The organism is Flavobacterium sp. H122 (assembly GCF_004959765.1).
Lineage (GTDB): Bacteria > Bacteroidota > Bacteroidia > Flavobacteriales > Flavobacteriaceae > Flavobacterium.
Map to the genome: position 1 here is coordinate 20,783 of NZ_SJZD01000009.1, position 26,625 is coordinate 47,407.

Below are 26,625 nucleotides of genomic sequence, written 5' to 3' on the forward strand. Positions count from 1 at the left end.
TTAAAAGATTGTCAATGATTTACAGATTGCTGCCCCTAGTTCTGTTATTCTTAATGTCTTTTGCCCCAAAGACTACTAATAACACTGATCCGAAATTGTTAGCGAGTGCTTCAGCAACTAATATGGTTGCCAAAATTGAGATGGTTTATAGTTCCTTAAACGCAAATAATTTTGCTTTACCGCAAATAGATTGTTTTAAGAAAGCTATGGTTGGTTTTTATGCTTTAAAACAAAAAGGATTAGTAGGGAAAGATGTTTTAACTGTTATTGATTTTAGTATGTCATCTACTAAAAAAAGAATGTGGGTGATTGATTTAGTGGCTAATAAAATCCTTTATAATACTGTTGTTTCACACGGAATGAAATCGGGTGGTGAATATGCTACTAGTTTTTCAAATGCGACAAATTCGAATAAAAGCAGTTTAGGATTTTATATTACCGGTGAAACTTATTTCGGGAAACACGGTTTATCATTAAAACTGGACGGACAGGAAAGAGGAATCAACGATAATGCCAGAGCAAGAGCTGTAGTGATGCACGGAGCAAGTTATGCTAATCCTTCAATTTTAAGAACTCAGGGATATTTAGGCAGAAGTCAGGGATGTCCTGCAATTCCAGAAGCGATAAAAGACGAAATTATCAATATTGTTAAAGGAAGATCATGTTTATTTATCTATCATCCCGGCAGAGCTTACGACATTGCCGGCAAACTGGTTGCTTAATCTCAGATATAATTCGGGATCATAGTTGTAGACATCATGTCTGAAATTAAAAATCCCATCGTACCAAGCTGTAAAGTATAAGAAATGAATGTTGAAATTCTGACTTACCTTTACGGCTTTTGTTTTTTCCTCTTTTACAATTGTGTCAATTTCTGCCATTGAATAGACAGGTACCTCCACTAATTTTCTTTTGTATTTAGGAGGTTGATTTTTACCTTTTTGAGAAATTTCTTCTTTAACGTATATTTTTTTTAATTTGTCTTTTAATAAAAAAACAGCCAGAGGCAATGGTTCCTGTATTCTGACGCATCCGGAGCTTAAGGCTCTGTAGTTGTTTACAAACAGCTCGCGGTGGTTTGTGTCGTGCATGTAAACCAAATGTTTGTTGTTAAAATTAATCTTTACTACGCCAAGTGAATTGTTATATCCCGGGTCTTGCACATATTTGTAATTTAAAGCATCTTTTGGTTTCCATTTACCAACGGAAATGGGTTCGTTTTTATAATTGAATATTTTGATTCTGTTTTTATAGAAATAACTTCTGCTTTTGGTGGCATCCGGAATTAAATCTTCTCTTATAATTGTTGGCGGTACCGTCCAGGTGGGGTTAAAAACAATATTGTCAACTTTAGAGGACAGGACAGGGGTTTTTCTTTTTGTCTGACCGATTACTACTCTGAAAGTTTGGATTGTATCGTTGTTTTCCACTACTTTAAGCTGGAATGCCGGCAAATTAACGGCAAGAAAATTTGTTCCCAAATCTTCAGGAAACCAACGCCATCTTTCAAGATTTGCTATGATTTGCTGTTTGCGGTTTTCTTTGCTGAAATTTAAAGCTTTTAATGTTCCCGGACCAATTTTTCCATCCTGTTCCAATCCGTGGCGCTTTTGAAAACTGATAATACCTTTTTTCAGATTTTCGTCAAAAGCTGTGTTGGCTAATGTGTCTGAGGGCTGTAAGTCGTTCCAGAAACGTAATCTTTCTTTTATTTCAGCAATTGTATTACTGTTTTTAAGACCTAAGAAAAGTTTTTCTTTTGCTTTGGGTTTTATGGTGTCAAAATTATCCTCGGGTAACGTATTTAAAGTGAATAATGCCTTTTTTAGATTTTTGTAAACAATGTGTTTTGGTTTGCTGGCTTCAATTAAGCTGTCTATTTTACTTTTGGTAAGTATGATTTCAAAAATAGAATCATTCACAATTGGTTTAGGGGTGTATTCCCAATCCTTATAAATTTCATTTGGATTAATCTTGCCGTTTTTTATATGTGAAATAAATTTAATGGCAGAGACAGTCAGTAATTTGTGATATGCTTCATTTTGATCCGGTGTCAGAATGATTGCGTCTTCATACTTCATTAATTCGCTGTAATTGTAATCTTCAGGGAGCAATCCTTCATCGTTGCATTTTCGGATAGCCTCTAATAATGCGTCTCTATTTTCTTTATTATCCCATTTTTCCTGTAATTCTTGATTTTTAAGTGCTTTTTTGATGCTCTCTTCAGTTGATAATGAAGAGTTGCCGCTATTGTTGGCACAGCTGATGTATATAATAAATCCAAGTATTGCAGGGTAAAAATAGCGCATGTTTATAATTTTTTGAACATTACTAAATGTATTCCAATATTCTGAATTTCAAATGGAATACCTGTTACAGAATAATTAAGTTTTTTATAAAAATTTACAGCACCTTCTCTTGCGTTAAACCAAATTAAGTCTGTTTTATTTTCTTTCAAAAATTGTTCCAAATATTCCATTAATAATCTGCCATAACCTTTTTTTTGTTCGGAATCCAGAATTGCCATGCCACGGACCTGATATTGTTTTGTTTCATTGAAAACGGAATTTTTATGTTCAAAGACCGAAACCACTCCTTTAAGCCCGTCATTTTCAAAAATACCAAAATGAACGGTTGACGGTAAATCATCACCGTCAAAAATGCAGCTTTCCAAAGGCATTCCTTTTCTCAAAACCGCATGCCTTATAGGAAGCGTTTGGTCAGATGAAATGATTTCAATTCTAATCATAAAAAACAAATTTATAATTTATAATATTTTTTTAAATTAAGAAGAATAACTTTAAAACGATTTATTTAGTATTTCGTCGGAATTTTTTTTAAAAAATGTTTGAATAATTAAAATCTATTTTGTTATATTTGCACTCCCAATGCGGAAGTAGCTCAGTTGGTAGAGCTCCAGCCTTCCAAGCTGGTTGTCGCGAGTTCGAGCCTCGTCTTCCGCTCAAAAAAAGTCCTAAATTATTTTAGGACTTTTTTATTTTAAAAAGATTTCATTCTTGATTTCGTAAATATAAAAAAGCCAGCTTTAAGCTGGCTTTTATTTTTATCGTATTTCTTGATTCAAAATTAAATCTAAATATAGATTTATTTTGTTTTTCAATTCTTTTCTGTGTGAAATAAAGTCTAAGAAACCGTGTTCTAAAACAAATTCAGCAGTTTGGAAACCTTCAGGCAAGTCTTTACCTGTTGTGTCTTTTACTACACGGGGTCCGGCGAATCCAATTAAAGCTCCCGGTTCGGCAATATTAATATCGCCCAGCATTGCATAAGATGCGGTTGTTCCCCCTGTTGTAGGGTCTGTACATAATGAAATGTAAGGGATTTTTGCTTCTGCCAGCTGTGCTAATTTTGCAGATGTTTTTGCCAGCTGCATTAATGAGTAAGCAGCTTCCATCATACGCGCACCACCGGATTTTGATATCATTACAAAAGGAATTTTGTTTTTGATCGAATAATCAATTCCACGTGCAATTTTTTCACCAACTACAGCTCCCATTGAACCTCCGATGAAAGCAAAGTCCATACAGCATACTACCAGGTCTTTTCCTTTGGATTTACCTACAGCAGTACGTACTGCATCTTTAAGTTTTGTTTTGCTTGTAGCTTCAACTAAACGTTCTGAGTATTTTTTTGAATCAACGAAATTTAACGGGTCTTTAGATGTCATGTTTGCATCTAACTCTGTAAACTCATTATTGTCAAATAAAATCTGAAAATATTCAGCACTTCCTATACGAACATGAAAATCATCCTCAGGGCTTACCCATAGATTTCTTGCCAATTCATCAGCATCTACAATTTTACCTGTTGGAGATTTGTACCATAATCCTTTAGGTACATCCATTTTATGTTCTGTAGGTGTAGTAATCCCTTTTTCTTTTCTTTTAAACCAAGCCATTTTTTTAATTTTAGAATTCTGAATTCAGAATTACGAATTCAGAATATAGTTTTGAAATTTTCTAAATCCTAAACTCTAAATTCTAATTTAATTAAAGAGTGTTTATGTTATTTAAATCGGCAAATGCCTGTTCCAGTCTTTTGTTGAAAGTGATTTCTCCTTCGCGAATCCATTTTCTTGGGTCATAATGTTTTTTGTTGGGAGAGTCAGCTCCTTCAGGATTTCCAATTTGAGTTTTTAAATAATCAATCTTTGAAACCACATAATCACGGACACCTTCTGTAAATGCAAACTGCAGGTCGGTATCAATGTTCATTTTAATAACACCGTATGAGATGGCTTCTCTGATTTCCTCTAAAGTCGAGCCTGATCCTCCGTGAAATACAAAGTCAACAGGATTATTTCCGGTGTTGTATTTGTTTTGAACATATTCCTGAGAATTTTTAAGGATTTTTGGAGTCAATTTAACGTTCCCTGGTTTGTAAACTCCGTGAACGTTTCCAAAAGCTGCTGCGATAGTAAAACGGGGAGATACTTTCATTAACTCTTCGTATGCATAAGCAACTTCCTCAGGTTGCGTATATAGTTTTGAACTGTCTACATCACTGTTGTCAACTCCATCTTCCTCACCGCCTGTGATACCTAACTCAATTTCCAGAGTCATGCCCATTTTGCTCATGCGGGCTAAATATCCTTTACATATTTCGATGTTCTCTTCTAAAGGTTCTTCAGATAAATCAATCATGTGGGAAGAGAAAAGCGGTTTGCCTGTTTCAGCAAAATGTTTTTCTGATGCGTCTAATAAGCCGTCAATCCATGGCAGTAAATTTTTAGCACAGTGGTCAGTATGTAAAATCACAGTTGCACCATAAGCTTCTGCTAAAGTGTGGATGTGTTTTGCTCCGGCAACAGCACCTAAAATGGCAGCTTTCTGACCGTCATTTGATAAACCTTTACCGGCATTAAAAGCCGCACCTCCATTTGAAAATTGTATAATTATTGGCGCTTTAAGTTTTGCTGCTGTTTCAATAGTTCCGTTTATAGTACTTGAACCTACTACATTTACTGCAGGTAAAGCAAAGCCTTTTTCTTTTGCATACCTAAAGATTTCCTGAACCTGATCACCTGTTGCAACCCCAGGTTGTATATTGTGTGCCATGTGTTATTTTTTTAAGATTGACAAAATTACAAATTTACTTTTAGAATGGATAGTTAATACCAATATTTAAAACAGATTTATTAAAAGCCATTTCTTTAAACCATCTTCTGTCAGGGTCTAAGGCAGGATTGTATGTCTTAAATCCCCAATCCAGACGGAAGACAAAGAAACTGAAATCATAACGGAATCCAACTCCGGTTCCCAGAGCTAAATCTTTTAATGATTTGATTCCGGAAAAAATCTTTTTCTCATCTGTTTCACTGTCAAAAACGTTCCAGATATTGCCGCAGTCTGCAAACAGGGCTCCGTTTAAGTCACCAAAGAATTTAAAGCGGAATTCTGTATTTAATGAAATTTTCATATTGGCTTCGTTGAAATCGTTAGTGCCTCCTGAACTTCCCGGTCCTAAGCTATAAGACTGCCAGCCACGGTTATCATTGGAACCGCCTGCAAAATAACTTCGCGAGAAGGGGATAGATTTTGAATTGCCATATGGAATCGCCATACCGAAAAAGCTTCGGAAAGCGATTGATTTATTATGTTTTAAATCCCAGTGTTTAATGTAGTCAAATTCACCTTTGATGTACTGTGAATACTGAAGTCCAAACACGTTTTTTGATCCGTCTAGATTTTTTTGCTGGTTTGAAATGTCGGCTATCAGTGACATAACATTTCCTGCGGATTCTATTTTTGTTTTAAAACTGTAAAATTCTTTGTCAAAAAAGTCTTTTTGGGAAGTTTTGGAATAACTGAAATTAGAAGCAAAAATTAAATTGTTTTCAGTCAAACGGTCTTTTCGTTCTTTAACGCTTTTAATAGTTTTGTAATCATTACTGCCAGGGTCAAGAGAAGGATAGCTTCCGTCCAGAGCATATATCATGAACAAGTCAGCGCCGCCGGCTTCTTTTGTTAAATTACCGTTTGAGTCTACAAAAGTCGGTTCGTCGTTGTAAATCTGTGCTAATTCATTTAGCTGATTGTAACTTGAAGTATAGACATTGAAATAATTGGCAATGTTAACGTTCTTTACGTACTGAAGGTTTACCAAATCAAATTTCACATTTGTTTTTGCCGAAGGAATCCAGCTGTAGTTAAAAACAGAAGTGAAATTTTCTTTATCCAATCCTATATTTTGCTGTTTTGAAAATCCGGTACTGAAATAAGTACTTGGATACATTGTTTTAGGGATAATTTTATTGGTATTAAAAGGCAAAAACAACCTAGGGAAAGTCAGACGTAAATCAGCACCGTATTCCTGTATATTGAACAGCTGGTCTCTCGGATTTGCAAAGTCTTTTGAAGAGCCAATATTTCCCCGAAGTCCTAATTCCAGTATTTCAGCTCCTCTGAATAAATTCCGGATGGAAAAAGATGTGTTTCCGGATAACCCGAAATCCTGAATGTTTGAATGCGTAATATCAGCGTTAACCCTAAAACTGTATTTGTCTTTTGCGGTCAAAACTATGTTTGCAGTCAAGGTTTGGTCTTCTGGATTTTCAACATAAAATATATTGGGATAGTTAAAAATCCGCAGATTATTAAGCGAACTTAAAGTCTGTGTTCTTTTCTGGTCACTGAACAGGCTGTCTTTTTGTATAAAAATAGCGTCGGTGATGGCTTTAGGTCTGAAACGGAGTTTGTTTGTACTGTACAGGCGGAAGTTTTTATAAGTAACGCTGTCTGCAACGGCTTTCTCCATTTTTGTAGCCTTATCGTTTGTAAATATGTTTACACGTCCTATTTTGTATATTTTGAAAGGCCTGGTTACGGTTGAATCTCCCTGTTTTACTTTTTGGTCAGTTATTTTAATAATAACAGGAGTTTTAGTCGTGGCCGTATCAATTTCAAAAATTATATTTTGCTGCTGAAAATGATAGACTCCTTTGTTTCTAAAGTATTCTGTAAGTCTGCTTATTTCGTCGCTGAAGTTTTCCGCTTTGTATTGGTCACCATATTTTACCAATGATTTCTTATCCACCAGACTATACAAAGAATCAATTGTTTTGTTTGGGATATCTTTGTAGATGGTGTCTAAAATGTAAGGTTCGCCTTTTGTGACAAAATATTCTATACTGCCTTTTTTATTAGCCTCAAAATTTATTTTGAAACCTGATTTAGCTCTTAAATAACCTTCGTTTTCGTAAAGGGCTTTTAGTCTTTTTGTTGTCCGGATGGTTTTTAAACTGTCTATGATAACTGGAGCTTCACCGGTTTTTTTTAAAAAATTAGGCCATCCGGAATACCAGAAGGATTTGCCAAGTCTGTACACTTGTTTCTTTGAAAGAATTTTGGATAATCTTTCGTATTTCTTTTTGTTATTTATAAATCTTTCCTTGAATATGGAATCTGAATTTTCTTTAGCCAGATTATACATTTGTAAACGAAGAGGGTAGCCTAAGAAAGATGAATTAGGCTGTTGTATAATCTGTGCGGTAATATTTTCGTCTTTAACTGTTTTACCGTCTACTTCAAGTTTGTTTTTTGTTAGAAGGTATTTATTTGAAGGAACTTTTTTTACAGCGTTACAGGCCGTAATAAATAACGCAATTAGAAATAATATTGATATTTTTGTGAAGATTTTATTCAAACTGAAAGAATTTTAATTCAAAAATACATTTATGGTCAGCAAAAACCAAATAAAACTTATAACGAGTTTAGTTCAAAAAAAATATAGGAAGCAGCATCAATTGTTTTTTGCTGAAGGAATTAAGGTAATTAATGAACTTTTAAACTCTAAGTTTGAGTTAGATCATATTTATTGTACAGAAGATTTGTTTCCTCAGGTAAGCATTTCACAAAAGACAATTATTACAGATGCTGATTTAAAAAAGATGTCGGCTTTAAAAACTGCCAATGATTGTCTGGCGCTTTTTAAAATCCCTGATGAAGGAGAAATTCAGCCAGACGGATTGACTGTAGCACTTGATGATGTGCGTGATCCCGGGAATTTAGGAACAATAATCCGTTTGTGTGATTGGTTTGGAATTACACAAATAGTATGTACAAAAGAAACCGTCGATGTTTTTAATCCAAAAGTAGTCCAGGCTACTATGGGATCAATAGGAAGGGTAGCGGTGCATTATCTGGATTTGCCCGAATTTATTGAATCAACTTCTTTACCTGTTTATGGAACTTTTATGGAGGGTGAAAATATCTACAAAAAAGAATTGTCGCAGGAAGGCATCATCGTGTTAGGAAATGAGGCAAACGGTATCTCTAAAGAAATAGAAAGATTGATTACCCAAAAAATAAGTATACCCCGTTTTGGTGATTTGCAGCAAACCGAAAGTTTGAATGTTGCTACAGCGGCTGCAATCGTTTTGAGTGAATTTAAAAGGCTGTCCTGATTTTCTTAGTGGAAAGCAAAATTAATGAAGATTCCTCTTGTTTTCATTGATGAGACATTTCCTGTCCAATCACTGTCAGGGTTGTTATCAGGAATCATTTCGTTTTTAAGTCCGAATACACCTCTGATTGATGGGGAAAATTTGAAATATTCAAAGTAAATATCAATTCCGGCTCCTAATTCATAGTTGTTCGTGTTTTTCAACATTCTGAAACGCTCTGAAGAATTGTCGTCTTTAGAATCAGCATTGCTGGATAAATTCATTGAAGTAGAAACGCCTCCCAGTACATAAGGGCGTATATTGCCGACTCTTTTTGATGAAAATTTCAATAATAACGGGAAATGAATATACGTTGATTTTACTTCGCGTAAAGCATCTACAGGATCTGGGATGTTGGGGAAACGTAAATTTCTTTGTCCGTAATATAATCCTGGTTCAAAGCGTAAATCTATATATTCATGTAAGCGTAAATTACCAATTAAACCTACGTTGAAACCTGTCTGACTGTCAACAATAATATCCTGTCCGTCGTATTTTTTGTCAATTTTGAAATCATAGCTGTTAAAGCCCAGAAAAAATCCAAAATGCAAACGCTGCTTGTCAAAGTTTTCGAGATTGATTAAAGGTTTTCTTGAAAACATACTCTTTTTGAATTGAGCAGTCCCTAAAAAAGAAGAAAGAACCAACAGGAATATATATACTTTTTTCATGTTACTTTTTTGATGCCGAATAAATGGTTGCAACTCCGAAAGTTTGTGGGGCGTGTTTTACATTAATAAACCCAATTTCTTTCAAAATATTGTTTAAACGTTCCCCGTAAGGAAAAATTGAAGCCGAATCTGCCAAATATTGATAAGCCACTTTGTCTTTGGAAAATAGTTTACCAATGATAGGCATTATTGTTTTTGTATAGAATTTATATCCCTGTTTAAAAGGAAATTTCTCAGGGACAGAAGTTTCTAAAATCACAAAAATTCCATTTGGCTTTAGAACACGTAAAATTTCAGAAAGGCCTTTTTCAAGATTCTCAAAATTCCGTATCCCGAAACTTACGGTTATAGCATCAAAAGTGTTGTCTTCAAAAGGAATGTTTTCTGAATCACCTAAAACCATATCTATTTTGCTGGATAGATTTTTCTCAGCGATTTTTTGTTTGCCCACTTCCAGCATTCCGGCTGATATGTCCAGTCCAACAATTTTTTCAGCCGATGTACTTGTCATCAAAATGGCTAAATCACCGGTTCCTGTTGCAATGTCTAAAATCTTTTTGGGTTGGATAGCGCTAACCATCTTGACAATTTTTTTACGCCACTTAACATCTATCCCAAAAGAAATAATTCTATTTAAATTATCGTAGTTGCTAGATATGGTATCGAACATTTTTGAGACCTGTTCTTTCTTGCTTGAGTCAGAATTTTTGTATGGTTTTGTGCTGATTGACATAAAAAAATATTTGGAACAAATATAGAATTTAATTTTTAATGCACCCAAACGTGCTTTTTATCGATGAAATAGAAAAAGTCATCGTAAAATCTAACTGAAAACGTGTATTTTTAAAAATACTAACAATCTGGTATTGTGTGAATTAAATTAATACTTTATCTTAGTAGTCTAATTAATCGTTTAAAGTTCTTGTAATTTAACGGTATGACAGGATGGATAATAAGACACAATTATTACATTTTCAATCAAGAAAAATGTAGATGCATTCATCTACTTAAAAAGTGTCACAAACGTTCTTTGGGTTAAATTTGTTTTTGGAAATTTTAGTTTTTTTGTTGTATTACATTTAGTGGTATTTGGTAATGCAATGTTAGAGATTCTATCTCCGTTTTTTATTGGCCATAAAAGTTTGGTTGAACAATAAAAAGCAATCAGGATTGAAGTTGTACCAAAACGATGACATTAGAAAAAAGCACCTCGGATTAATTCTAGGTGCTTTTTTTATTTTCTGTAATAGGTTTCAAATGTAAATGCGTATTGATGTTTCTCATCAGAAGCATGAAATTCAGATTTTTTTAATTCCCATTCTTCCGGATTAATTGCGGGGAAAAATGCATCAGCATCAAAAGTATGGTGTACCCGTGTTAATTCGATGCAGTTGGCAATTGCCATGCTCTGGTTGTAAATTTCACCGCCGCCAATCACAAATATAGTTTCGTTGTCCGGACAGGCTTCAACAGCACTTGAAATGCTGTTGGTAACAATACATCCATCCGGAGCACTGTAATTTTTTGAACGGGTAATAATTACGTGTGTGCGGTTGGGCAGGGGTTTTGGAAAACTTTCAAAAGTCTTTCGGCCCATTATAATATAGTGGCCGGAAGTCGTCGATTTGAAATATTTGAAATCATCAGGAAGATGCCAAAGCAGTTGATTGTCTTTGCCTAATTCGTTTTTTTCTCCCGCTGCGGCAATTAAAGTGATATTTCTAGACATTTTTATCCAAATCTTTTTGAAGTTGCTCAATACGTCTTCCTTGTTTCGTCATGAGTTTGTCAATTTGTTCGCGTTCCCATTTTTTGTTCATAAAACTATCTGTAACAAAAACACGGATGAAATGCAGTATGAAAATAAATGCCCAGACAGTGATTACCCACAACGACCAGTGAGTTTCAGGGAAAAGTCCTAAAAGATAGTTTGAAGCAAGGAGAAACAAGCTACCGACTACCATTAAAACAAAGTGAAAATATAGTCTTTTCTTTTGTTTAATGCGTAATCTGGCGTATTCGTATAGTTCGTGTTGATTAGTATCCATAAAATTGGGTTTATGGTTTAAATTTAGAAAAATTATTTTAAATTAAAATCCATAGGTTAGGTGGGGCTTTTTCTAGCTTTTCTTTTTTTAAATTAATTTATCTTCTTTTGAGCTTTTTTTTGGCTATACCGCAACAATCCCTTTGATATGTGGATGCGGGTCATAATCAACTAATGTAAAATCCTCAAATGTAAAATCGAAGATGTTTTTCACTTCCGGATTTAAAATCATTTTGGGAAGCGGTCTGGGTTCGCGGCTCAATTGCAATTCTAACTGCTCAAAATGATTGTTGTAGATATGTGCGTCACCAAAAGTGTGAATGAATTCTCCCGGCTGTAAATCACATACCTGAGCAATCATCATAGTCAATAAGGCGTAAGAAGCAATATTGAAAGGTACACCAAGGAAAATATCCGCACTACGCTGGTATAACTGGCATGATAATTTGCCGTCGGCTACATAAAACTGAAAGAAAGCATGACATGGCGGTAAAGCCGCTTTTCCGTTTGCCACATTTTCTGCAAATGGTTTTTTGTCATCCGGTAAAACAGAAGGATTCCAGGCAGAAACAATCATTCTTCTGCTGTTTGGATTTTTCTTTAATGTTTCGATTAATTCGCTGATCTGGTCGATTTCCTCGCTGTTCCAGTTGCGCCACTGATGACCGTAAACAGGTCCTAAATCGCCATTTTCATCAGCCCATTCGTCCCAGATACGTACTCCTTTTTCTTTTAAATAGTTGATGTTGGTGTCGCCTTTTAAAAACCAAAGCAATTCATAAATTATTGATTTCAGATGTAGTTTTTTAGTGGTCACCATAGGAAAACCTTCGCTTAAATCAAAACGCATCTGGTAACCAAAAACACTTTTGGTTCCTGTTCCTGTTCTGTCTCCTTTTTGATTCCCATTTTCTAAAACGTGCTTGACTAAATCTAAATATTGCTTCATTTTTTGTGGATTTGGTTATTTGGTTATTTGTGGATTCAAATAACCGAATTAACAAATAGCCGAATCGACATTTTACGATTCTCTTTTTGATATTTCGTCACGGATTTTCGCGGCTTTTTCGTAATCTTCTTCCTGGACAGCCTGTTCCATTAAATCATGCAGCTCTGCCAGCGAATATCTGGAATAAGTGTTTTTTGCATCTTCTTCTGTACTAACGCCAAAAGCTTCAGGCGGGGTAAGAATATCATCATCAGCAGCGTTCTCTTTTTCTTCATTTGACATATTGAGGTAAATACCCGCTTTGTCTAAAATGTTTTTATAAGTAAAAATTGGAGCGTTAAAACGTAAAGCTAATGCAATAGCATCTGAAGTTCTTGCATCTATGATTTCTTCAATTTTATCGCGTTCGCAAATCATACTGGAATAGAATACACCGTCAACAAGTTTGTGGATAATAACTTGCTTGATAACTATGTCAAACCGTTCAGCGAAATTTTTGAACAAATCATGTGTTAATGGTCTTGGAGGTCTGATTTCCTTTTCCAATGCAATAGCAATAGATTGTGCTTCAAAAGCTCCGATTACAATTGGCAGCTTTCTGTCTCCGTCAACTTCATTTAGAATTAATGCATAGGCACCGTTCTGGGTTTGACTGTAAGAAATTCCTTTAATTGATAGCTTTACTAAACTCATTTTCTGGCTGTGAATATATCATTGCAAAGTAACAAAAAACTTTCGCTTCTTAAAATAAAAAAGAGCCACAAAAATGTGACTCTTTTCAACATAGTTTTTAATACTGTGAATTATGAATTCTGAGCTTTGAAAGCTTTTAATTTCTCGATTAAAGCCGGTACGATTTGAAAAGCATCGCCCACAACTCCGTAATCAGCTACTTTAAAGAAAGGTGCTTCAGGATCTGAATTGATTGCAACTTTTACTTTAGACGAGTTTACACCAGCAATATGTTGGATGGCTCCTGAGATACCTACAGCAATGTATAAGTTTGTTGCTACAGGTTTTCCAGTTTGTCCTACGTGCTCACTGTGAGGTCTCCATCCTAGATCAGATACTGGTTTTGAACATGCTGTTGCAGCGCCTAAAACAGCTGCTAATTCTTCGATCATTCCCCAGTTTTCAGGACCTTTTAATCCGCGTCCTCCAGATACTACTACATCAGCATCAGCAATAGTTACTTTTCCTGAACCTTTTTCTACTGACTGTGTTTGTACACCAAAATCAGCATCGGAAATAGACGGTGCGAAATCTTCAGCAGCAGCAGCTCCTGAAGCTTCTACTAAACCATAACTGTTTTTACCAATAGCTAATACTTTTACATCAGTATCAATTTGTGTGATATTGAAAGCTTTGTTTGAAAAAGCATTTCTTTTTACCTGGAAAGGAGATGTGCTTACAGGTAAAGCTACAACGTTAGAAGCGTAACCGGCATTTAGGTTTACGGAAACCAGCGGAGCCAGGTATAATGAATCTGTAGTTGATGATAAAACGATAACTTTGGCGCTTTCTTTCTCTGCTGCCTGTTTGATAGCGTCAGCATAAGCTTTTGCGTTAAAGTTGTTCAATTTATCGTTAGTAACTTTTAATACTTTGTCTACTCCGTATTTTCCTAATTCAGATGTATCTCCTGCATTAATTGTTAAAGCTGTAACAGTAGTCCCTAAAGATTCTGCTATTTTTTTTGCATAAGAAGCTAATTCAAAAGCTACTTTTTTGAATTTACCTTCAGCTGATTCTGCGTATATTAAAATTGACATAATTTTTTGAGTTTAAAAGGTTAAGTGTTTAGAGGTTAAGTTTGTTAACTGAACACTAAAAACTGAACACTGAATACTAGATAACTTTTGCTTCGTTGTGTAATAAGTTGATTAATTCGTCCAGATTGTCCGGGCTTACTAATTTTACCGCTTGTTTAGGAGCCGGTTTTTCAAATTTTACTGCTTTTGTAGCAACTTCAGCACCTACCGGTTCAACAATATTTAATGTTTTAGTTCTCGCAGTCATGATACCACGCATGTTAGGAATACGTAAGTCTTTTTCTTCTACTAAACCTTTTTGACCGCCTACAATTAATGGCAATGAAGTTGTAACAGTTTCTTTACCTCCGTCAATTTCACGGATAGCTGTTGCATTAGTGTCTTCAACTTTTAAATCGATGCATGAATTTACGAAGTTGTACCCTAATAAACCAGCTGTCATACCAGGAACCATACCGCCATTGTAGTCTAATGATTCTTTACCTGCGATTACCAGGTCGTAACCTCCGTTTTTGATAACTTCTGCTAATTGTTTGGCAACAAAAAGACCGTCAGTAGGATTGGCATTCACACGAATAGCTTCATTTGCGCCAATAGCTAATGCTTTTCTTAATGTTGGTTCTGTGTCTGCACCACCTACGTTAACTACAGTTACAGTAGCGCCTTGTTGTTCTTGAAACCAAACAGCTCTTGTTAATCCAAATTCGTCGTTTGGATTAATTACATATTGTACTCCGTTTGTATCAAATTCTGAATCACCGTTTGTGAAGTTGATTTTTGAAGTAGTATCAGGCACGTGGCTGATGCAAACTAATATTTTCATTGTTAATTGAATTGGTTTAAAAATTGGAAAAACAAAGTTATAAAAAAAATGTTTAAAATAGTATGCGTGCATAGTAAAATTTTTTAATTTTTTTTCAAAAGCATCTATTTATCAAATAGAAATTGGAGTAAATTTTATATTTTTGCGTTTCATTTTATAGAAACGAAAATAAATATGAGAACGATACAATTTAGAGAAGCCGTTTGTGAAGCAATGAGTGAAGAAATGCGCCGTGACGAATCGGTGTATTTAATGGGTGAAGAAGTGGCTGAATATAATGGAGCGTACAAAGCTTCAAAAGGGATGTTGGATGAATTTGGTCCTAAAAGAGTAATTGATACTCCTATTGCTGAGTTGGGATTTGCAGGTATTGCTGTAGGTTCAACAATGAATGGCTGCCGACCAATTGTTGAGTTCATGACATTCAACTTTTCATTAGTAGGTATTGACCAGATTATAAACAATGCGGCTAAAATGCGCCAAATGAGTGCCGGACAATTTCCAATGCCGATGGTTTTCCGCGGACCAACAGCATCTGCAGGGCAATTAGGAGCTACTCACTCACAAGCTTTTGAAAACTGGTTTGCAAATACACCTGGCTTAAAAGTTGTTGTGCCTTCAACACCTTATGATGCAAAAGGTTTGTTGAAAGCAGCTATTCGTGATAATGATCCAGTTATTTTCATGGAGTCAGAACAAATGTATGGAGATAAAGGAGAGGTGCCTGATGGAGAGTACCTAATTCCATTAGGAGTAGCTGATATCAAACGTGAAGGTAAGGATGTAACAATTGTTTCTTTTGGTAAGATTATTAAAGAAGCTTTGGCTGCAGCTGAAGAATTAGCAAAAGAAGGAATTTCAGTTGAAGTTGTTGATTTGCGTACAGTTCGTCCTATGGATTATGATACAATTATTAATTCTGTTAAAAAAACAAATCGTTTAGTAGTTCTTGAAGAGGCTTGGCCATTTGCTTCTGTAGCTTCTGAAATTACCTATATGGTTCAGGAAAGAGCGTTTGATTATTTGGATGCGCCAATCCAGAGAATTACAACTGCTGATACACCAGCTCCTTATTCGCCAACTTTATTGAAAGAATGGTTGCCTAACGCGCAGGATGTTATTAAAGCGGTTAAAAAAGTTATGTACAAGTAATAAAAAACATACTATATTTGAAACTCCATCGTTGTGATGGAGTTTTTAATTTTATGCCTAAATCTACTTAGAGTTAAATGAAAAAGATTATATTTCTGTTGCTGATTATGGTAACAATACCTTCAGTAACAGCACAGACAAAAGTGGGCGGTGTGGTGTATGATGATATGAATCAAACAGTACCGTATGCAAACGTTTGTTTTAAGGGCACCCGTGAATGTGTTACTACCGATGAAAATGGAAAATTTTACCTGCAGTCAGAAAACAGCTATCAGGCAATCATGGTGAGTTATGTTGGTTTTCCAAATACAGAAGTCAAATTGGATAAATCGGTGACTTATGGTTTGAGAGTTAAATTTGGAAGTACAAAAGAATTAGCTGAAATAAAAGTTTTTGGAGGTAAAACATCAAAAAAGAATAATCCGGCGCTGGATATTCTTAGAAAAATATGGGAGAAGAAGCGTTCAAACGGATTGTATAAATTCAATCAGTATGCCATGAAAAAGTATGAAAAAGTTGAATTTGATATGAATTCAATTGATTCTGCTTTTATGAAAAACAGAGTATTTAAAGGTCTGGAGTTTATTTTTAAACAAATAGATACATCCAGAGTTACAGGTAAAACCTATTTGCCGATCTTTATCAACGAATCACTTTATGATGTTTATGGTGATAATAAAAAAGGTAAAAAGAAAGAGGTTTTGGTTGGAAATAAAAATTCCGGATTAGGTGAGGGAGCGGGAGTGGAGACTTTTATTAAAGACCTGTATTCTGACTATGATATTTATAATAACTATTTGAACTTTTTTGATAAAAACTTTGTGAGTCCATTGTCTAAAACGGGAATCAATACGTATAACTATGTTTTGGCAGACAGTGCCCGTATAGACAATAAATGGTGTTACAATATCATTTATTATCCGCGCCGTAAAGGAGAATTGACTTTTAAAGGTGATTTCTGGGTAAATGATACCACTTTTGCAATCAAGAAAATTAATTTGACGGCTTCAAAAAGTGCCAACATCAACTGGGTTAAAGATATTTATATCGAACAGGAATTTGATGTGCTTAACGATTCAGTTTTCCTGTTAAAACGTGACTATATGATGTCTGATTTCTCTTTAAGTAAAAGGGAAAAATCAAAAGGAGTTTATGGTAAACGGACAACTATTTTCAGTGACCATAAGTTTAATGAGGAAAAGTCTGATAAGTTTTATAAGGAAAGCGTTAATGATTTTGATCCAATGGCCTTCAAGCGTGATGAGTCTTTCTGGGAAGAAAACAGAATGGAGAATCTGAGTAAAGATGAGCTTGGAGTTTACAAGATGCTGGATACGCTTAAAACTGTTAAGAAGTTCAAGCAGATGTATAATCTGACCACGATTATTGCCAGCGGATACATTCAGAAAGGACATTTTGATATCGGACCTATTTATTCAATTTTTGGAAATAACGACATAGAAGGACAGCGTATCCGTTTGGGTGGAAGAACGTATTTTGGTGCCAATGATTTGTGGAGAATTGAAGGTTATACGGCCTACGGATTTAAAGACGATAAATTCAAATACGGAATTTCGGGTAAATGGATGGTTGACAAGAAAAACAGAATTATCCTTACCGCCGGAAACCGCCGTGATGTTGAACAGATAGGTGTGAGTTTAACAACTTCCAACGATGTACTGGGAAGAAGTTTTGCTTCCTCTTCGGTTTTTGCCAGCGGAGACAACAGCAAGTTAACCAATGTGAAACTGACTACTTTTTCGGCTGAAATTGAACCGTTAAAAAGTTTTGTCATCAAAACCGGATTTTCTTTTCGAAGCTTAGAGTCGGCTTCTCCAACTTTTAGTCTGGATTATTTTGACAATGGAATGATAAAGTCAAAAATTAATCAGTACGAATATAACATAGGGCTGGATTATACACCTAAACGTAAAACAGTTGGTTATGGTGTGGAACGATTGGAAGTGGATAATAATTATTCCAGAATCTTTGTAAACTTTACCCAAGGTGTAAAAGGTATTTTTAATAGTGATTTTGATTATCAAAAACTGCAGTTATATTATCGTCAGCCTATTTATTTAGGAGGTATGGGACGTACATTTGCTACTTTTGAAACCGGAAAAATATTTGGTCAGGTGCCGTTGGGATTAATGGCGGTAGCTCCGGGGAATCAATCTTATTTTGTGATTGACAATACCTATAACCTGATGAATTATTATGAATTTGTAACAGACGAATATACTTCCCTGCATTTAGAACATCACTTCAACGGAAGATTGTTTTCGAGAATTCCTTTTATGAAAAAACTTAACTGGCGTGAAATTGTAGGGATAAAAGCCATTTATGGAAATGTATCAGACGAAAACAAAGCCATTAACGCTTCCGGATTGAATTATTTGGCACCTACAAAAGGGTATTGGGAGTATCATGCCGGAGTTGGAAATATTCTTAAATGTTTACGAATTGACTTCGCTTGGCGTGGTAATTACTTAGAATTGCCGGATGCTAAAAAGTTTACAGTTAAAGCAGGCTTTGGATTTTATTTCTAATGAAATCGCCACTAACAGCAAGTTTGTTGCAAACAAACACCAATGATTAAAATGCGCGATACCATATGTTACCGCTAAAAAAATAAATTTTAAACATATGAAAGAAGCATTTGAATTTTTGCAGCAAAATGATAAGATTTTCAGGCAGATTGTAGATGAATACGGTCTGCCTGAAATCATTCCGTCGCGTCCGGAAGGTTTTGAAACCCTTGTACTTCTTATTTTGGAGCAGCAGGTTTCAATAGATTCGGCAAAGGCAACCTTTTTAAGGATGCGTGACGCAGTTGGAGCTATTTTGCCTCAGAATTTAATTCATATTTCAGAAGAAGAGTTTAGAACCTACGGTGTCAGCAGACAAAAAGCCAAATATATCAATCATCTTGCCGATGCTGTTTTGCATAACAAGATTGATTTGTCAAAACTTTCCCTAAAATCATCTGAAGAAGTCCGTGAAGAGCTTATCCGTTTAAAGGGTATAGGAAACTGGACAATCGATGTGTATCTGATGTTCTGTCTGCAAAAACAGGATGTTCTGCCTATAGGAGATGTTGCTATAGTGAATACAATGAAAGAACTTTTACTACTTGATGATAAAGAACAAATGGTGGAATATGCACGGTTATGGTCGCCTTACAGGACTTATGCATCCTTTTTATTATGGCATTATTACCTGCAGAAAAGAGGCAGGAAAATTACGTATCAATATTAATTTTTTTTGAGTAGTAATGTTTTGTGGGATAAGTGTCTGGGATGAAAACTATTTGCTTTGCTAGCTGACGGGAAATTGTTTTTTTCTCAAAATAATATCCGGAATCATTATATTTTAAAATTAATAAGCAGGGAAGTTATAGCTGATTTTTTTATAAATTATGTGGTGTACTTTCTCTAGGAACAAAATCACTTAAAGTTATATAGATATTTCCGGTTTTTGAATCGTGATAAATATTGTATCTTCTCGGATAATTCCCTCCTTTGTTAAAATATTGAGGTTGGGAATAGGCTTCGCTGAAATCCTGATGGGACATTAAATAATCCATGGTTATCATTGGTTCTACAAAAGTCAGTTTTCCGTTATAAGATCCATAAATCATTATTTTTGTGAATGGAAGAAGAGATTCCAGATTTACCGGCAACCAATGTTTTCCCATTTTTGGTTCTGCTGTAGCGGGGCCGGGAGGTGTAAAATAATCGGAAGGCATATATCCGGAAGGAGGGTAATTGTTAAAAGCGGCATCTGTATCAGGTGACCAGACAGGTATTGCGTCCTGCTCTTCAAGGGATATAAGATAAAAGTGAATGTCAAAGTGAGCTACATCGAAAACCCCTGGAGGAAGGTGTCCGTGCGGATTCCAGTTGAGGTCAATATGATCAAACGGAGTATACTGTCTGGCTTTCAGATGTAAAGGAATAATATATCTTTCGCCGTGTTCATTATTGTCCGGAAGATTTTCCAAAGCTTCGGGAGTGAGTACGATACCTAATTCTTGAGGGATTCCAGTTTCTTTTTTTATACTGATCCATGACCGCGCAATACCGTTGCCAACTTCAACTTCGGGGCCTTTAAAAATATTGACTTTTTCAGGGTCGAATCTTTGTGAAACAGATTGAGGTGTGTTTCTTAGTAAATCATCGTTGGAAGACTCTTCTTGGGTGCAGGAGAAAATGAGGAACAATGACCCAATTAAAACTAATTTTTTCATAATTAAATTTTTTAAAATTGTTTCTTAAAAGAGGGGCAAGAAATGAATTTGAAAAAAAGTAATTAACGTGACACAAATGTAGTTAAAATTATTAATCTATTGGTAATTAATTGGTTAACGGTTTGTTCGTTTTTTTGTTGTTCGTTTTTAAGCAGTTTCAAATAGTTTTTCAGAGCCAAGAATAAATTTGAAATTTAATAATCTCTTTACTTTAAATACTTGTAAAATAAGTTTTTTGCCTTACCTTTGCACCCTTGAAAATAAAAAAAGAAGCAAAATGACTGCAGATAAAGTACAAACTTTCGACGTATTAGTTGAAATTCCCCGCGGAAGCCGTAACAAATATGAGTATGATTTTGATTTAAAGAGAATGCGTTTCGACCGTATGTTATTCTCCTCAATGATGTATCCTGCTGATTACGGATTTATCCCTGAAACTTTAGCATTGGACGGTGATCCGTTAGACGTATTGGTATTAGTTACTAAACCAACATTTCCAGGCTGTGTTATTGAAGTGAAACCAATTGGTGTTTTTCACATGGCTGATGATAAAGGACCGGACGAGAAAGTTATTTGTGTGCCTGTTTCAGATCCTATCTGGAATAAGTTAAATGACTTGTCTGACATGAATCCGCATTTATTGAAAGAAATAGAGCACTTTTTTGAGGTTTATAAAGACTTAGAACATAAAAAAGTTGATGTTCAAGGATGGGGCGATGTTAATGAAGCTCAGGAAATCTTAAAACAATGTGTGGACCGTTTCAATGCAATTGAAAATAGACCTGAAGGATTATTCAGTATAAAATAATAGTTTAGAAAAAACTCTTTTTGCTTTGGTTTTGGTTAGTTATAGTAAAGAGAGTTTTTCTAATCTAATCTTTTAGCACAAACATAGATATTAGATTGATAAAAAAGCAGCATTTCATATGGAATGCTGCTTTTTTATTTGCATTGATTTCCATATATTTACGATATTACTAACTAACCAAAACCAAATTTTATGGAATCTATGATCATTTATGCGCCTCTAATCATGGCGGTATTAGGTCTCTTATTTATGTTTGTTAAAGCCGCATGGGTAAGCAAACAAGATGCAGGGGACGAAAAAATGCAGGGTATTTCTAAAAACATTCAGGAAGGAGCTATGGCATTCCTAAAAGCGGAATACCGGATATTAGCTGTTTTCGTCGTAATTGCCTCAGCCGCATTATTTACAGTTTCACAAATAGTCAAAACGTCACACTGGATGATAGTAGTGGCGTTTGTTTTTGGCGCCATTTTTTCTGCATTGGCCGGGAACATAGGGATGCGTATTGCTACCAAAGCCAACGTAAGAACCACACAGGCCGCAAAAACTTCTTTGCCTCAGGCTTTAAAGGTTTCTTTTTCCGGAGGGACTGTAATGGGCTTGGGTGTTGCCGGATTGGCTGTATTAGGATTGAGTTTGTTCTTTATGCTGTTTTTAAACCAGTTCATGGGAGATACTTCCAAGTCATTCTATGAAAATATGACCACAGTTTTAGAAACATTAGCAGGATTTTCACTTGGTGCCGAGTCTATTGCGCTCTTTGCACGTGTTGGAGGCGGAATTTATACTAAAGCTGCTGATGTAGGGGCTGATCTTGTAGGTAAAGTAGAGGCCGGTATTCCTGAGGATGATCCGCGTAACCCCGCAACTATTGCTGATAATGTTGGGGATAATGTAGGGGATGTTGCCGGTATGGGAGCCGATTTGTTTGGGTCATATGTAGCAACAGTTTTGGCATCAATGGTTTTAGGAAATTATATCATTAAAGATATGAGTGAGGCGGCGGGAAGTCAGTTTGCTGATAAATTCAACGGGATGGGTCCAATTCTTCTGCCTTTGGTAATTGCCGGTGTTGGAATTTTATCTTCTATAATAGGGACATTCTTTGTAAAAATTAAAGATAACGATGCTAAAGAAGCACAAGTGCAGGGAGCTTTAAACTTAGGAAACTATATTTCTTTAGGATTAACAGTGGTGGCCTGTTGGTTTTTAATCAAAATGATGCTTCCTGAAACAATCAATATGAATTTTTTTGGTGAAGGGATGAAAGAAATTCCTAGCCGACATGTATTTTATGCTACATTGGTAGGTCTAGCAGTAGGATGGTTAATCTCTGCCATTACGGAATATTTTACGGCATTAGGTAAGAAACCGGTATTGAATATTGTCCAGAATTCTTCAACCGGAGCAGCTACAAACATTATTGCAGGTTTGGCTACGGGTATGAAATCAACTTTTGGCTCAGTATTATTATTTGCTGGAGCTATCTGGGGAGCATATACATTAGCTGGGTTTTATGGTGTGGCTATTGCAGCATCGGCTATGATGGCAACTACAGCTATGCAGCTGGCTATTGATGCTTTCGGGCCAATTGCCGATAACGCAGGTGGTGTGGCAGAAATGAGTGAATTGCCTAAAGAGGTTCGTCAGCGTACAGATGTTTTGGACTCGGTTGGAAATACAACAGCTGCTGTAGGTAAAGGTTTTGCAATTGCTTCTGCTGCATTAACAGCATTGGCTTTATTTGCGGCTTATGTGACTTTTACAGGAATAGACGGAATTAATATTTTTAAAGCGGATGTTTTGGCAGCATTGTTTGTTGGAGGAATGATTCCGGTTATTTTCTCGGCATTGGCAATGCAATCGGTAGGAAAAGCTGCAATGGATATGGTGAATGAAGTGCGCCGCCAATTCAGGGAAATTCCAGGGATTTTGGAAGGAACAGGTCAGCCTGAATATGGAAAATGTGTGGACATTTCTACAAAAGCGGCATTGCGCGAAATGATGCTTCCGGGAGCTATCACAATCATTACTCCAATTATTGTTGGTGCCTTAATGGGTCCGGAAGCACTTGGAGGTTATATGGCTGGTGTTTGTGTTAGCGGTGTGCTTTGGGCTATTTTCCAGAACAATGCAGGTGGTGCCTGGGATAACGCTAAAAAATCATTTGAGGCAGGAGTGATGATTAATGGGGAAATGACCTACAAAGGTTCGGATGCTCACAAAGCCGCGGTTACAGGTGATACAGTTGGTGATCCGTTTAAAGATACTTCAGGACCATCTATGAATATCCTGATTAAATTAACATGCTTGGTAGGTTTGGTTATTGCACCAATATTAGGATCAGGTCATCACGGAATGGCATCGAAAGAGGCTTGTTGTGCTAAAACAGAAAAATGTGCAATGAAGCATGAAACAAAATGTGATATGGCAAAAGTGGCAAGTATGACCAAAGATGAATGTGCTAAGATGTGTGATGAAATGGGTTGCAGTGCTGAAGAAAAAGAAATGTGCATGGCTCATTTTGGAGCTGATGGGAAGTTCAAAAAGGCACAAGGATGTAAAATGGCATGCTGTTCTTCTGATGCAAAAAATGAAATTATGAAGGAGGTTTCAGTAGTAAAAGAGTTGGTCGACGGAAAGGTTAAAGCCACTGTTACAACTAAAACAACTGAAAATGGAAAAACAACCGAAGCAAATGAAGTGATTGAAGGAACCGAAGCTGAGGTTCAGGCAAAGCTGGATGCTTTGAAATAATAAGTTAAAATAAGAAAGCTCCCAAAATGGGAGCTTTCTTATTTTAACTTATTAAATATTTTAATTTCCAAAACTGGCATTTGAAATTAAGGTTGTAATTATAAGTGTAGCAAATGATGTTCCTCCTGTAATGGATAAAACAGTTGAAATAGCTGATGATGTTTTGTCTATTTCATGAATTGATTTTATTTGGTTTGGCTCCAAAGGTACTTTTATAATTTGGCCTTTGGATTTTTTTATGCCATAATAAATGGAATCTGATTTTTCAATTCTTTGCAGTTTAATTTTTTGATTGTCAATTTTGATGACCTTTACAGTTGTTCCTATTGATATAGCGTTGTCTATTGAGATAGGCTCCGTTTTGTAAATGGAGCAACTTCCTAAAATAAAAGCAGATAACAAACTGCCGAGTAAGGTTTTATATAAAATAAAAAAACTCATAATTAATACTTTTTAAGTTATTAAAATGAGTTAAAATTTGAATTGTAGAAATTATTAATTAAAGTTACAATTTTAAGCTTTCATAGCTATTAAAATAATCCGTTTATTTCAGCATCAATTTTATTAATAATCATGCCTAAATCTTCAGGATTATCTACAAAATTGATATTATCCACATCAATAATCAAAAGTTTTCCTTTGTTATACGTTTGAATCCAGGCTTCATAGCGTTCGTTTAAACGGCTTAGATAATCAATCGAGATAGTGTTTTCATATTCACGGCCACGTTTGTGAATCTGACCTACTAAATTAGGAATTGAACTTCTTAAATAAATCATTAAATCCGGTGGGCCAACAAGATTTTCCATTAATTCAAATAAGGATGCGTAATTTTCATAATCACGATTACTCATTAGTCCCATTGCATGAAGATTGGGAGCAAATATATGCGCATCCTCATAAATAGTTCTGTCCTGAATTATCTTCTTGCCGCTTTCACGGATTTTTAAAATCTGGCGGAAACGACTGTTTAGGAAATAGATTTGAAGATTGAAACTCCATCTGTCCATTGTATGGTAAAAATCGTCCAGATAAGGATTCTCATCTACATCTTCAAAATGAGGCTCCCATTTAAAGTGTTTCGATAAAAGTCTCGTAAGTGTTGTTTTTCCAGCACCTATATTTCCTGCAACCGCTATATGCATTATGGTAAATTAATTTTATAATTGGTAATTCCTTCGGTGGTAAAAATAGCTAAATTTTGGTTTTTGTAAGTATAACTTAAAAAGGTTTTTTGAACATTTTCAATAGTAATTGATACTTTTCTCTGTAAATCATAAAAATACAATTTTTCGTCTTTTTGATACGCCAGAACACTTTCGTCAGTCAGATAAATAGCATCATAATCAGGAAGAGTGGCAATTTCACTTATTTTTCCAAAAATATCACATAGATAAAATTTGTTCTCCTGATCCACCCAGAAAAATAAATTGTAAGTGCTTGCGTAATTTTTTATTGAACTGTTCAAGGGAACTCCTATGGGCTGAAGGGATTTTTTTTTCAAATCATATAGGTTCAGCTGCTGGGTTGTCTGGTCAAAAATCCAATATTTATTCCGGGCGGCTATTCCCATAGCAGCAACAATAAGATTGGGATTATTTTCGTTAAAATTGATTTTTTCAATCTCATTCAGCTGACTGTCAAGAGCAATGATTGTGTTGAAATTTTCATAAAAAAGAAGAATCCGCAATGGGTTTTGTAAATCAACCCTTGAAATTTTTCCCATGTATATGTTTTTGTATTGGAATTTTGCATTGCCGTTGAATTTGAACAAAGTATTGTTTTTAGTGAAATACTCAAAACCCACAGCATCATTTCCAATGTAGGTATCAGCCTGAATAAACTTGGTGCTCATTTGTGAGGCGATAATGTTGTTGTACTGGCAGAAACCAATGCTGGAAAGTAATAATATAAAGAGTAGTATAGTTTTTCTCATAAAAGCTAATTTACAATTAAACTTTTAAAGTAAATAATAGTCAAATAATATATTTAACAGTTTATTAGTAACAATTTTAAATGGTAATCGTCAAATTTGATGTAAAATAAATAATATGAAAAAACTAATCCTTACTACTTTGGCAGTTCTTGCTGTCCAGATTCAATTTGCTCAGGACTTTCAGGGTATGGCTGTATACCAGTCAAAAACACAAATGCCGGATATTTCTGCCAGAATGGGAGGCAGGGATATAACACCGGAAATGCGTGCCAGAATGGAGGAACGTATCAAGCGCAACCTTGAAAAAAAGTTTATCCTTAATTTTGATAAGGTTGCTTCAATCTATAAAGAAGAGGAAAAGCTTGATACACCGGGAGCAGGTGGCGGAGGCGGTATGATGATGCGTTTTGGCCAGGGAGGAACTTTGTATAAAAATATAAAAGGGAAGACTTATACAACCGACAGGGATTTAATGGGGAAAGAATTCCTTATCAAGGACACGCTGACTACAGTTAATTGGCAATTAACTCAGGAAACAAAGCAGATAGGTGATTATTTGTGTTTTAAAGCAACTGCAAAAGTACCCAATCAAGCTTATAAATTCAAAGAGTTGAGGGATAAGGCAAATAAAGAACTTTCTAAAGAAAATGCTGAGGCCGATTTTAAAAAAAGCACTAATCTTTTGCCTGAAATAAATAAGGAAAATGAAGTTACTGCATGGTATACACCGGATATTCCTGTTAGTAACGGCCCTGGATCTTATCAGGGTCTGCCGGGTTTAATCCTGGAGGTGGCAGAGGATAAAACAATTATCCTGTGTACGGCTGTGGTAATGAATGTAAAAGATAAAAAAGAGATAAAGGAACCAACAAAAGGGAAAGTAGTTACTCAAAAAGAATTTGACGAAATATCAAAAGCCAAAATGGAAGAAATGATGGATTCATTCAGATCCAGAGGTGGTAACCAGCCTATGATCAGAATGGGGAATTAATAATGG

General features: G+C 35.4%; 25 protein-coding genes and 1 tRNA gene. 9 read left to right on the forward strand and 17 right to left on the reverse strand.

The genetic code is table 11. The features are described 5' to 3' along the window. The first annotated feature begins 14 nt into the window (after nt 1-14). Nucleotides 15-722 (forward strand): murein L,D-transpeptidase catalytic domain family protein, encoded by a 708-nt coding sequence (locus EZM65_RS13060; protein ID WP_136669001.1) that lies wholly within the window; start codon nt 15-17, stop codon nt 720-722. Here the strand turns inward: EZM65_RS13060 and EZM65_RS13065 are convergent. Together EZM65_RS13065 and EZM65_RS13070 are read right to left on the reverse strand one after the other, a co-directional pair. After that, complete coding sequence (locus EZM65_RS13065) at nt 666-2,309, reverse strand: murein L,D-transpeptidase (protein ID WP_136669002.1); 1,644 nt, start codon at nt 2,307-2,309, stop codon at nt 666-668. The two genes, EZM65_RS13060 and EZM65_RS13065, sit on opposite strands and share 57 nt — an antisense overlap. Nucleotides 2,310-2,311: 2 nt before the next feature. After that, on the reverse strand, nt 2,312-2,749 hold the full coding sequence (locus EZM65_RS13070; protein ID WP_136669003.1) for a GNAT family N-acetyltransferase: 438 nt from the start codon (nt 2,747-2,749) through the stop codon (nt 2,312-2,314). A 141-nt stretch (nt 2,750-2,890) separates the two neighbouring features. Between EZM65_RS13070 and EZM65_RS13075 the strand changes: the two genes are divergently transcribed. Beyond that, a tRNA-Gly gene (locus EZM65_RS13075) sits at nt 2,891-2,963 on the forward strand. 101 nt (nt 2,964-3,064) lie between these two features. On the opposite strand, the gene accD is transcribed toward EZM65_RS13075, so the two are convergent. From accD to EZM65_RS13090, 3 genes are all read right to left on the reverse strand, one after another. Beyond that, nucleotides 3,065-3,919 carry an acetyl-CoA carboxylase, carboxyltransferase subunit beta gene (accD, locus tag EZM65_RS13080; protein WP_136669004.1) on the reverse strand — a complete coding sequence of 285 codons (855 nt, stop codon included), beginning with the start codon at nt 3,917-3,919 and terminating at the stop codon, nt 3,065-3,067. A gap of 91 nt (nt 3,920-4,010) precedes the next feature. Next, entirely contained in the window at nt 4,011-5,078 is a 1,068-nt protein-coding gene (gene fbaA / locus EZM65_RS13085; RefSeq protein ID WP_136669005.1) for a class II fructose-bisphosphate aldolase, read from the reverse strand. A gap of 40 nt (nt 5,079-5,118) precedes the next feature. Then, nucleotides 5,119-7,665 (reverse strand): BamA/TamA family outer membrane protein, encoded by a 2,547-nt coding sequence (locus EZM65_RS13090; RefSeq protein WP_136669006.1) that lies wholly within the window; start codon nt 7,663-7,665, stop codon nt 5,119-5,121. Nucleotides 7,666-7,696: 31 nt separating this feature from the next. On the opposite strand from EZM65_RS13090, the gene EZM65_RS13095 reads away from it, so the two are divergent. After that, nucleotides 7,697-8,425 carry an RNA methyltransferase gene (locus EZM65_RS13095; protein ID WP_136669007.1) on the forward strand — a complete coding sequence of 243 codons (729 nt, stop codon included), beginning with the start codon at nt 7,697-7,699 and terminating at the stop codon, nt 8,423-8,425. Nucleotides 8,426-8,430: 5 nt separating this feature from the next. On the opposite strand, the gene EZM65_RS13100 is transcribed toward EZM65_RS13095, so the two are convergent. The 8 genes from EZM65_RS13100 to EZM65_RS13135 form a co-directional block, all read right to left on the reverse strand. After that, nucleotides 8,431-9,135, reverse strand: a complete 705-nt coding sequence (locus tag EZM65_RS13100) for a porin family protein (RefSeq protein ID WP_136669008.1) — start codon at nt 9,133-9,135, stop codon at nt 8,431-8,433. 1 nt (nt 9,136) lies between these two features. Beyond that, nucleotides 9,137-9,868 (reverse strand): bifunctional demethylmenaquinone methyltransferase/2-methoxy-6-polyprenyl-1,4-benzoquinol methylase UbiE, encoded by a 732-nt coding sequence (ubiE, locus tag EZM65_RS13105; protein WP_136669009.1) that lies wholly within the window; start codon nt 9,866-9,868, stop codon nt 9,137-9,139. Nucleotides 9,869-10,369: 501 nt separating this feature from the next. Continuing rightward, nucleotides 10,370-10,864, reverse strand: coding sequence for a dihydrofolate reductase (locus tag EZM65_RS13110; RefSeq protein WP_136669010.1), 495 nt, complete (start codon nt 10,862-10,864; stop codon nt 10,370-10,372). Beyond that, the gene (locus tag EZM65_RS13115; protein ID WP_136669011.1) at nt 10,857-11,183 is read right to left on the reverse strand and encodes a 2TM domain-containing protein; all 327 of its coding nucleotides are present in this window, start codon (nt 11,181-11,183) and stop codon (nt 10,857-10,859) included. Before EZM65_RS13115 ends, EZM65_RS13110 begins: the two co-directional genes overlap by 8 nt. Nucleotides 11,184-11,306: 123 nt before the next feature. Then, nucleotides 11,307-12,131 carry a thymidylate synthase gene (locus tag EZM65_RS13120; RefSeq protein WP_136669012.1) on the reverse strand — a complete coding sequence of 275 codons (825 nt, stop codon included), beginning with the start codon at nt 12,129-12,131 and terminating at the stop codon, nt 11,307-11,309. 72 nt (nt 12,132-12,203) lie between these two features. Further along, nucleotides 12,204-12,824 (reverse strand): bifunctional nuclease family protein, encoded by a 621-nt coding sequence (locus EZM65_RS13125; RefSeq protein ID WP_136669013.1) that lies wholly within the window; start codon nt 12,822-12,824, stop codon nt 12,204-12,206. Nucleotides 12,825-12,934: 110 nt separating this feature from the next. Further along, entirely contained in the window at nt 12,935-13,903 is a 969-nt protein-coding gene (locus EZM65_RS13130) for an electron transfer flavoprotein subunit alpha/FixB family protein (RefSeq protein WP_136669014.1), read from the reverse strand. A gap of 76 nt (nt 13,904-13,979) precedes the next feature. After that, nucleotides 13,980-14,726, reverse strand: coding sequence for an electron transfer flavoprotein subunit beta/FixA family protein (locus EZM65_RS13135; RefSeq protein ID WP_136669015.1), 747 nt, complete (start codon nt 14,724-14,726; stop codon nt 13,980-13,982). Between the two features lie 168 nt (nt 14,727-14,894). Here EZM65_RS13135 and EZM65_RS13140 point away from each other — a divergent pair, with 168 nt between their 5' ends. The 3 genes from EZM65_RS13140 (at nt 14,895) to EZM65_RS13150 (ending at nt 19,136) form a co-directional block, all read left to right on the forward strand. After that, nucleotides 14,895-15,878: a pyruvate dehydrogenase complex E1 component subunit beta gene (locus EZM65_RS13140; RefSeq protein ID WP_256371346.1), complete on the forward strand. Its 984-nt coding sequence runs from the start codon at nt 14,895-14,897 to the stop codon at nt 15,876-15,878. Nucleotides 15,879-15,955: 77 nt separating this feature from the next. Beyond that, nucleotides 15,956-18,427 carry a DUF5686 family protein gene (locus EZM65_RS13145; protein ID WP_136669017.1) on the forward strand — a complete coding sequence of 824 codons (2,472 nt, stop codon included), beginning with the start codon at nt 15,956-15,958 and terminating at the stop codon, nt 18,425-18,427. Between the two features lie 97 nt (nt 18,428-18,524). Then, the gene (locus tag EZM65_RS13150; RefSeq protein WP_136669018.1) at nt 18,525-19,136 is read left to right on the forward strand and encodes a DNA-3-methyladenine glycosylase; all 612 of its coding nucleotides are present in this window, start codon (nt 18,525-18,527) and stop codon (nt 19,134-19,136) included. A gap of 151 nt (nt 19,137-19,287) precedes the next feature. Here the strand turns inward: EZM65_RS13150 and EZM65_RS13155 are convergent, their stop codons facing one another. Further along, nucleotides 19,288-20,127, reverse strand: a complete 840-nt coding sequence (locus EZM65_RS13155; protein WP_136669019.1) for a DUF5602 domain-containing protein — start codon at nt 20,125-20,127, stop codon at nt 19,288-19,290. A gap of 277 nt (nt 20,128-20,404) precedes the next feature. Here EZM65_RS13155 and EZM65_RS13160 point away from each other — a divergent pair, with 277 nt between their 5' ends. Together EZM65_RS13160 and EZM65_RS13165 are read left to right on the forward strand one after the other, a co-directional pair. Then, entirely contained in the window at nt 20,405-20,935 is a 531-nt protein-coding gene (locus EZM65_RS13160) for an inorganic diphosphatase (protein ID WP_136669020.1), read from the forward strand. Nucleotides 20,936-21,127: 192 nt separating this feature from the next. Next, nucleotides 21,128-23,692 (forward strand): sodium-translocating pyrophosphatase, encoded by a 2,565-nt coding sequence (locus tag EZM65_RS13165; protein WP_136669021.1) that lies wholly within the window; start codon nt 21,128-21,130, stop codon nt 23,690-23,692. A 60-nt stretch (nt 23,693-23,752) separates the two neighbouring features. Here EZM65_RS13165 and EZM65_RS13170 read toward each other — a convergent pair whose 3' ends face one another. From EZM65_RS13170 to EZM65_RS13180, 3 genes are all read right to left on the reverse strand, one after another. Beyond that, the gene (locus EZM65_RS13170; RefSeq protein WP_136669022.1) at nt 23,753-24,133 is read right to left on the reverse strand and encodes a hypothetical protein; all 381 of its coding nucleotides are present in this window, start codon (nt 24,131-24,133) and stop codon (nt 23,753-23,755) included. A gap of 89 nt (nt 24,134-24,222) precedes the next feature. Beyond that, nucleotides 24,223-24,837 (reverse strand): deoxynucleoside kinase, encoded by a 615-nt coding sequence (locus tag EZM65_RS13175; RefSeq protein WP_136669023.1) that lies wholly within the window; start codon nt 24,835-24,837, stop codon nt 24,223-24,225. After that, nucleotides 24,837-25,628 carry a hypothetical protein gene (locus EZM65_RS13180; protein ID WP_136669024.1) on the reverse strand — a complete coding sequence of 264 codons (792 nt, stop codon included), beginning with the start codon at nt 25,626-25,628 and terminating at the stop codon, nt 24,837-24,839. The genes EZM65_RS13175 and EZM65_RS13180 overlap by 1 nt, the downstream gene beginning before the upstream one ends. 115 nt (nt 25,629-25,743) lie before the next feature. Here EZM65_RS13180 and EZM65_RS13185 point away from each other — a divergent pair, with 115 nt between their 5' ends. Further along, nucleotides 25,744-26,619 carry a GLPGLI family protein gene (locus EZM65_RS13185; RefSeq protein ID WP_136669025.1) on the forward strand — a complete coding sequence of 292 codons (876 nt, stop codon included), beginning with the start codon at nt 25,744-25,746 and terminating at the stop codon, nt 26,617-26,619. Nucleotides 26,620-26,625 lie beyond the last annotated feature (6 nt).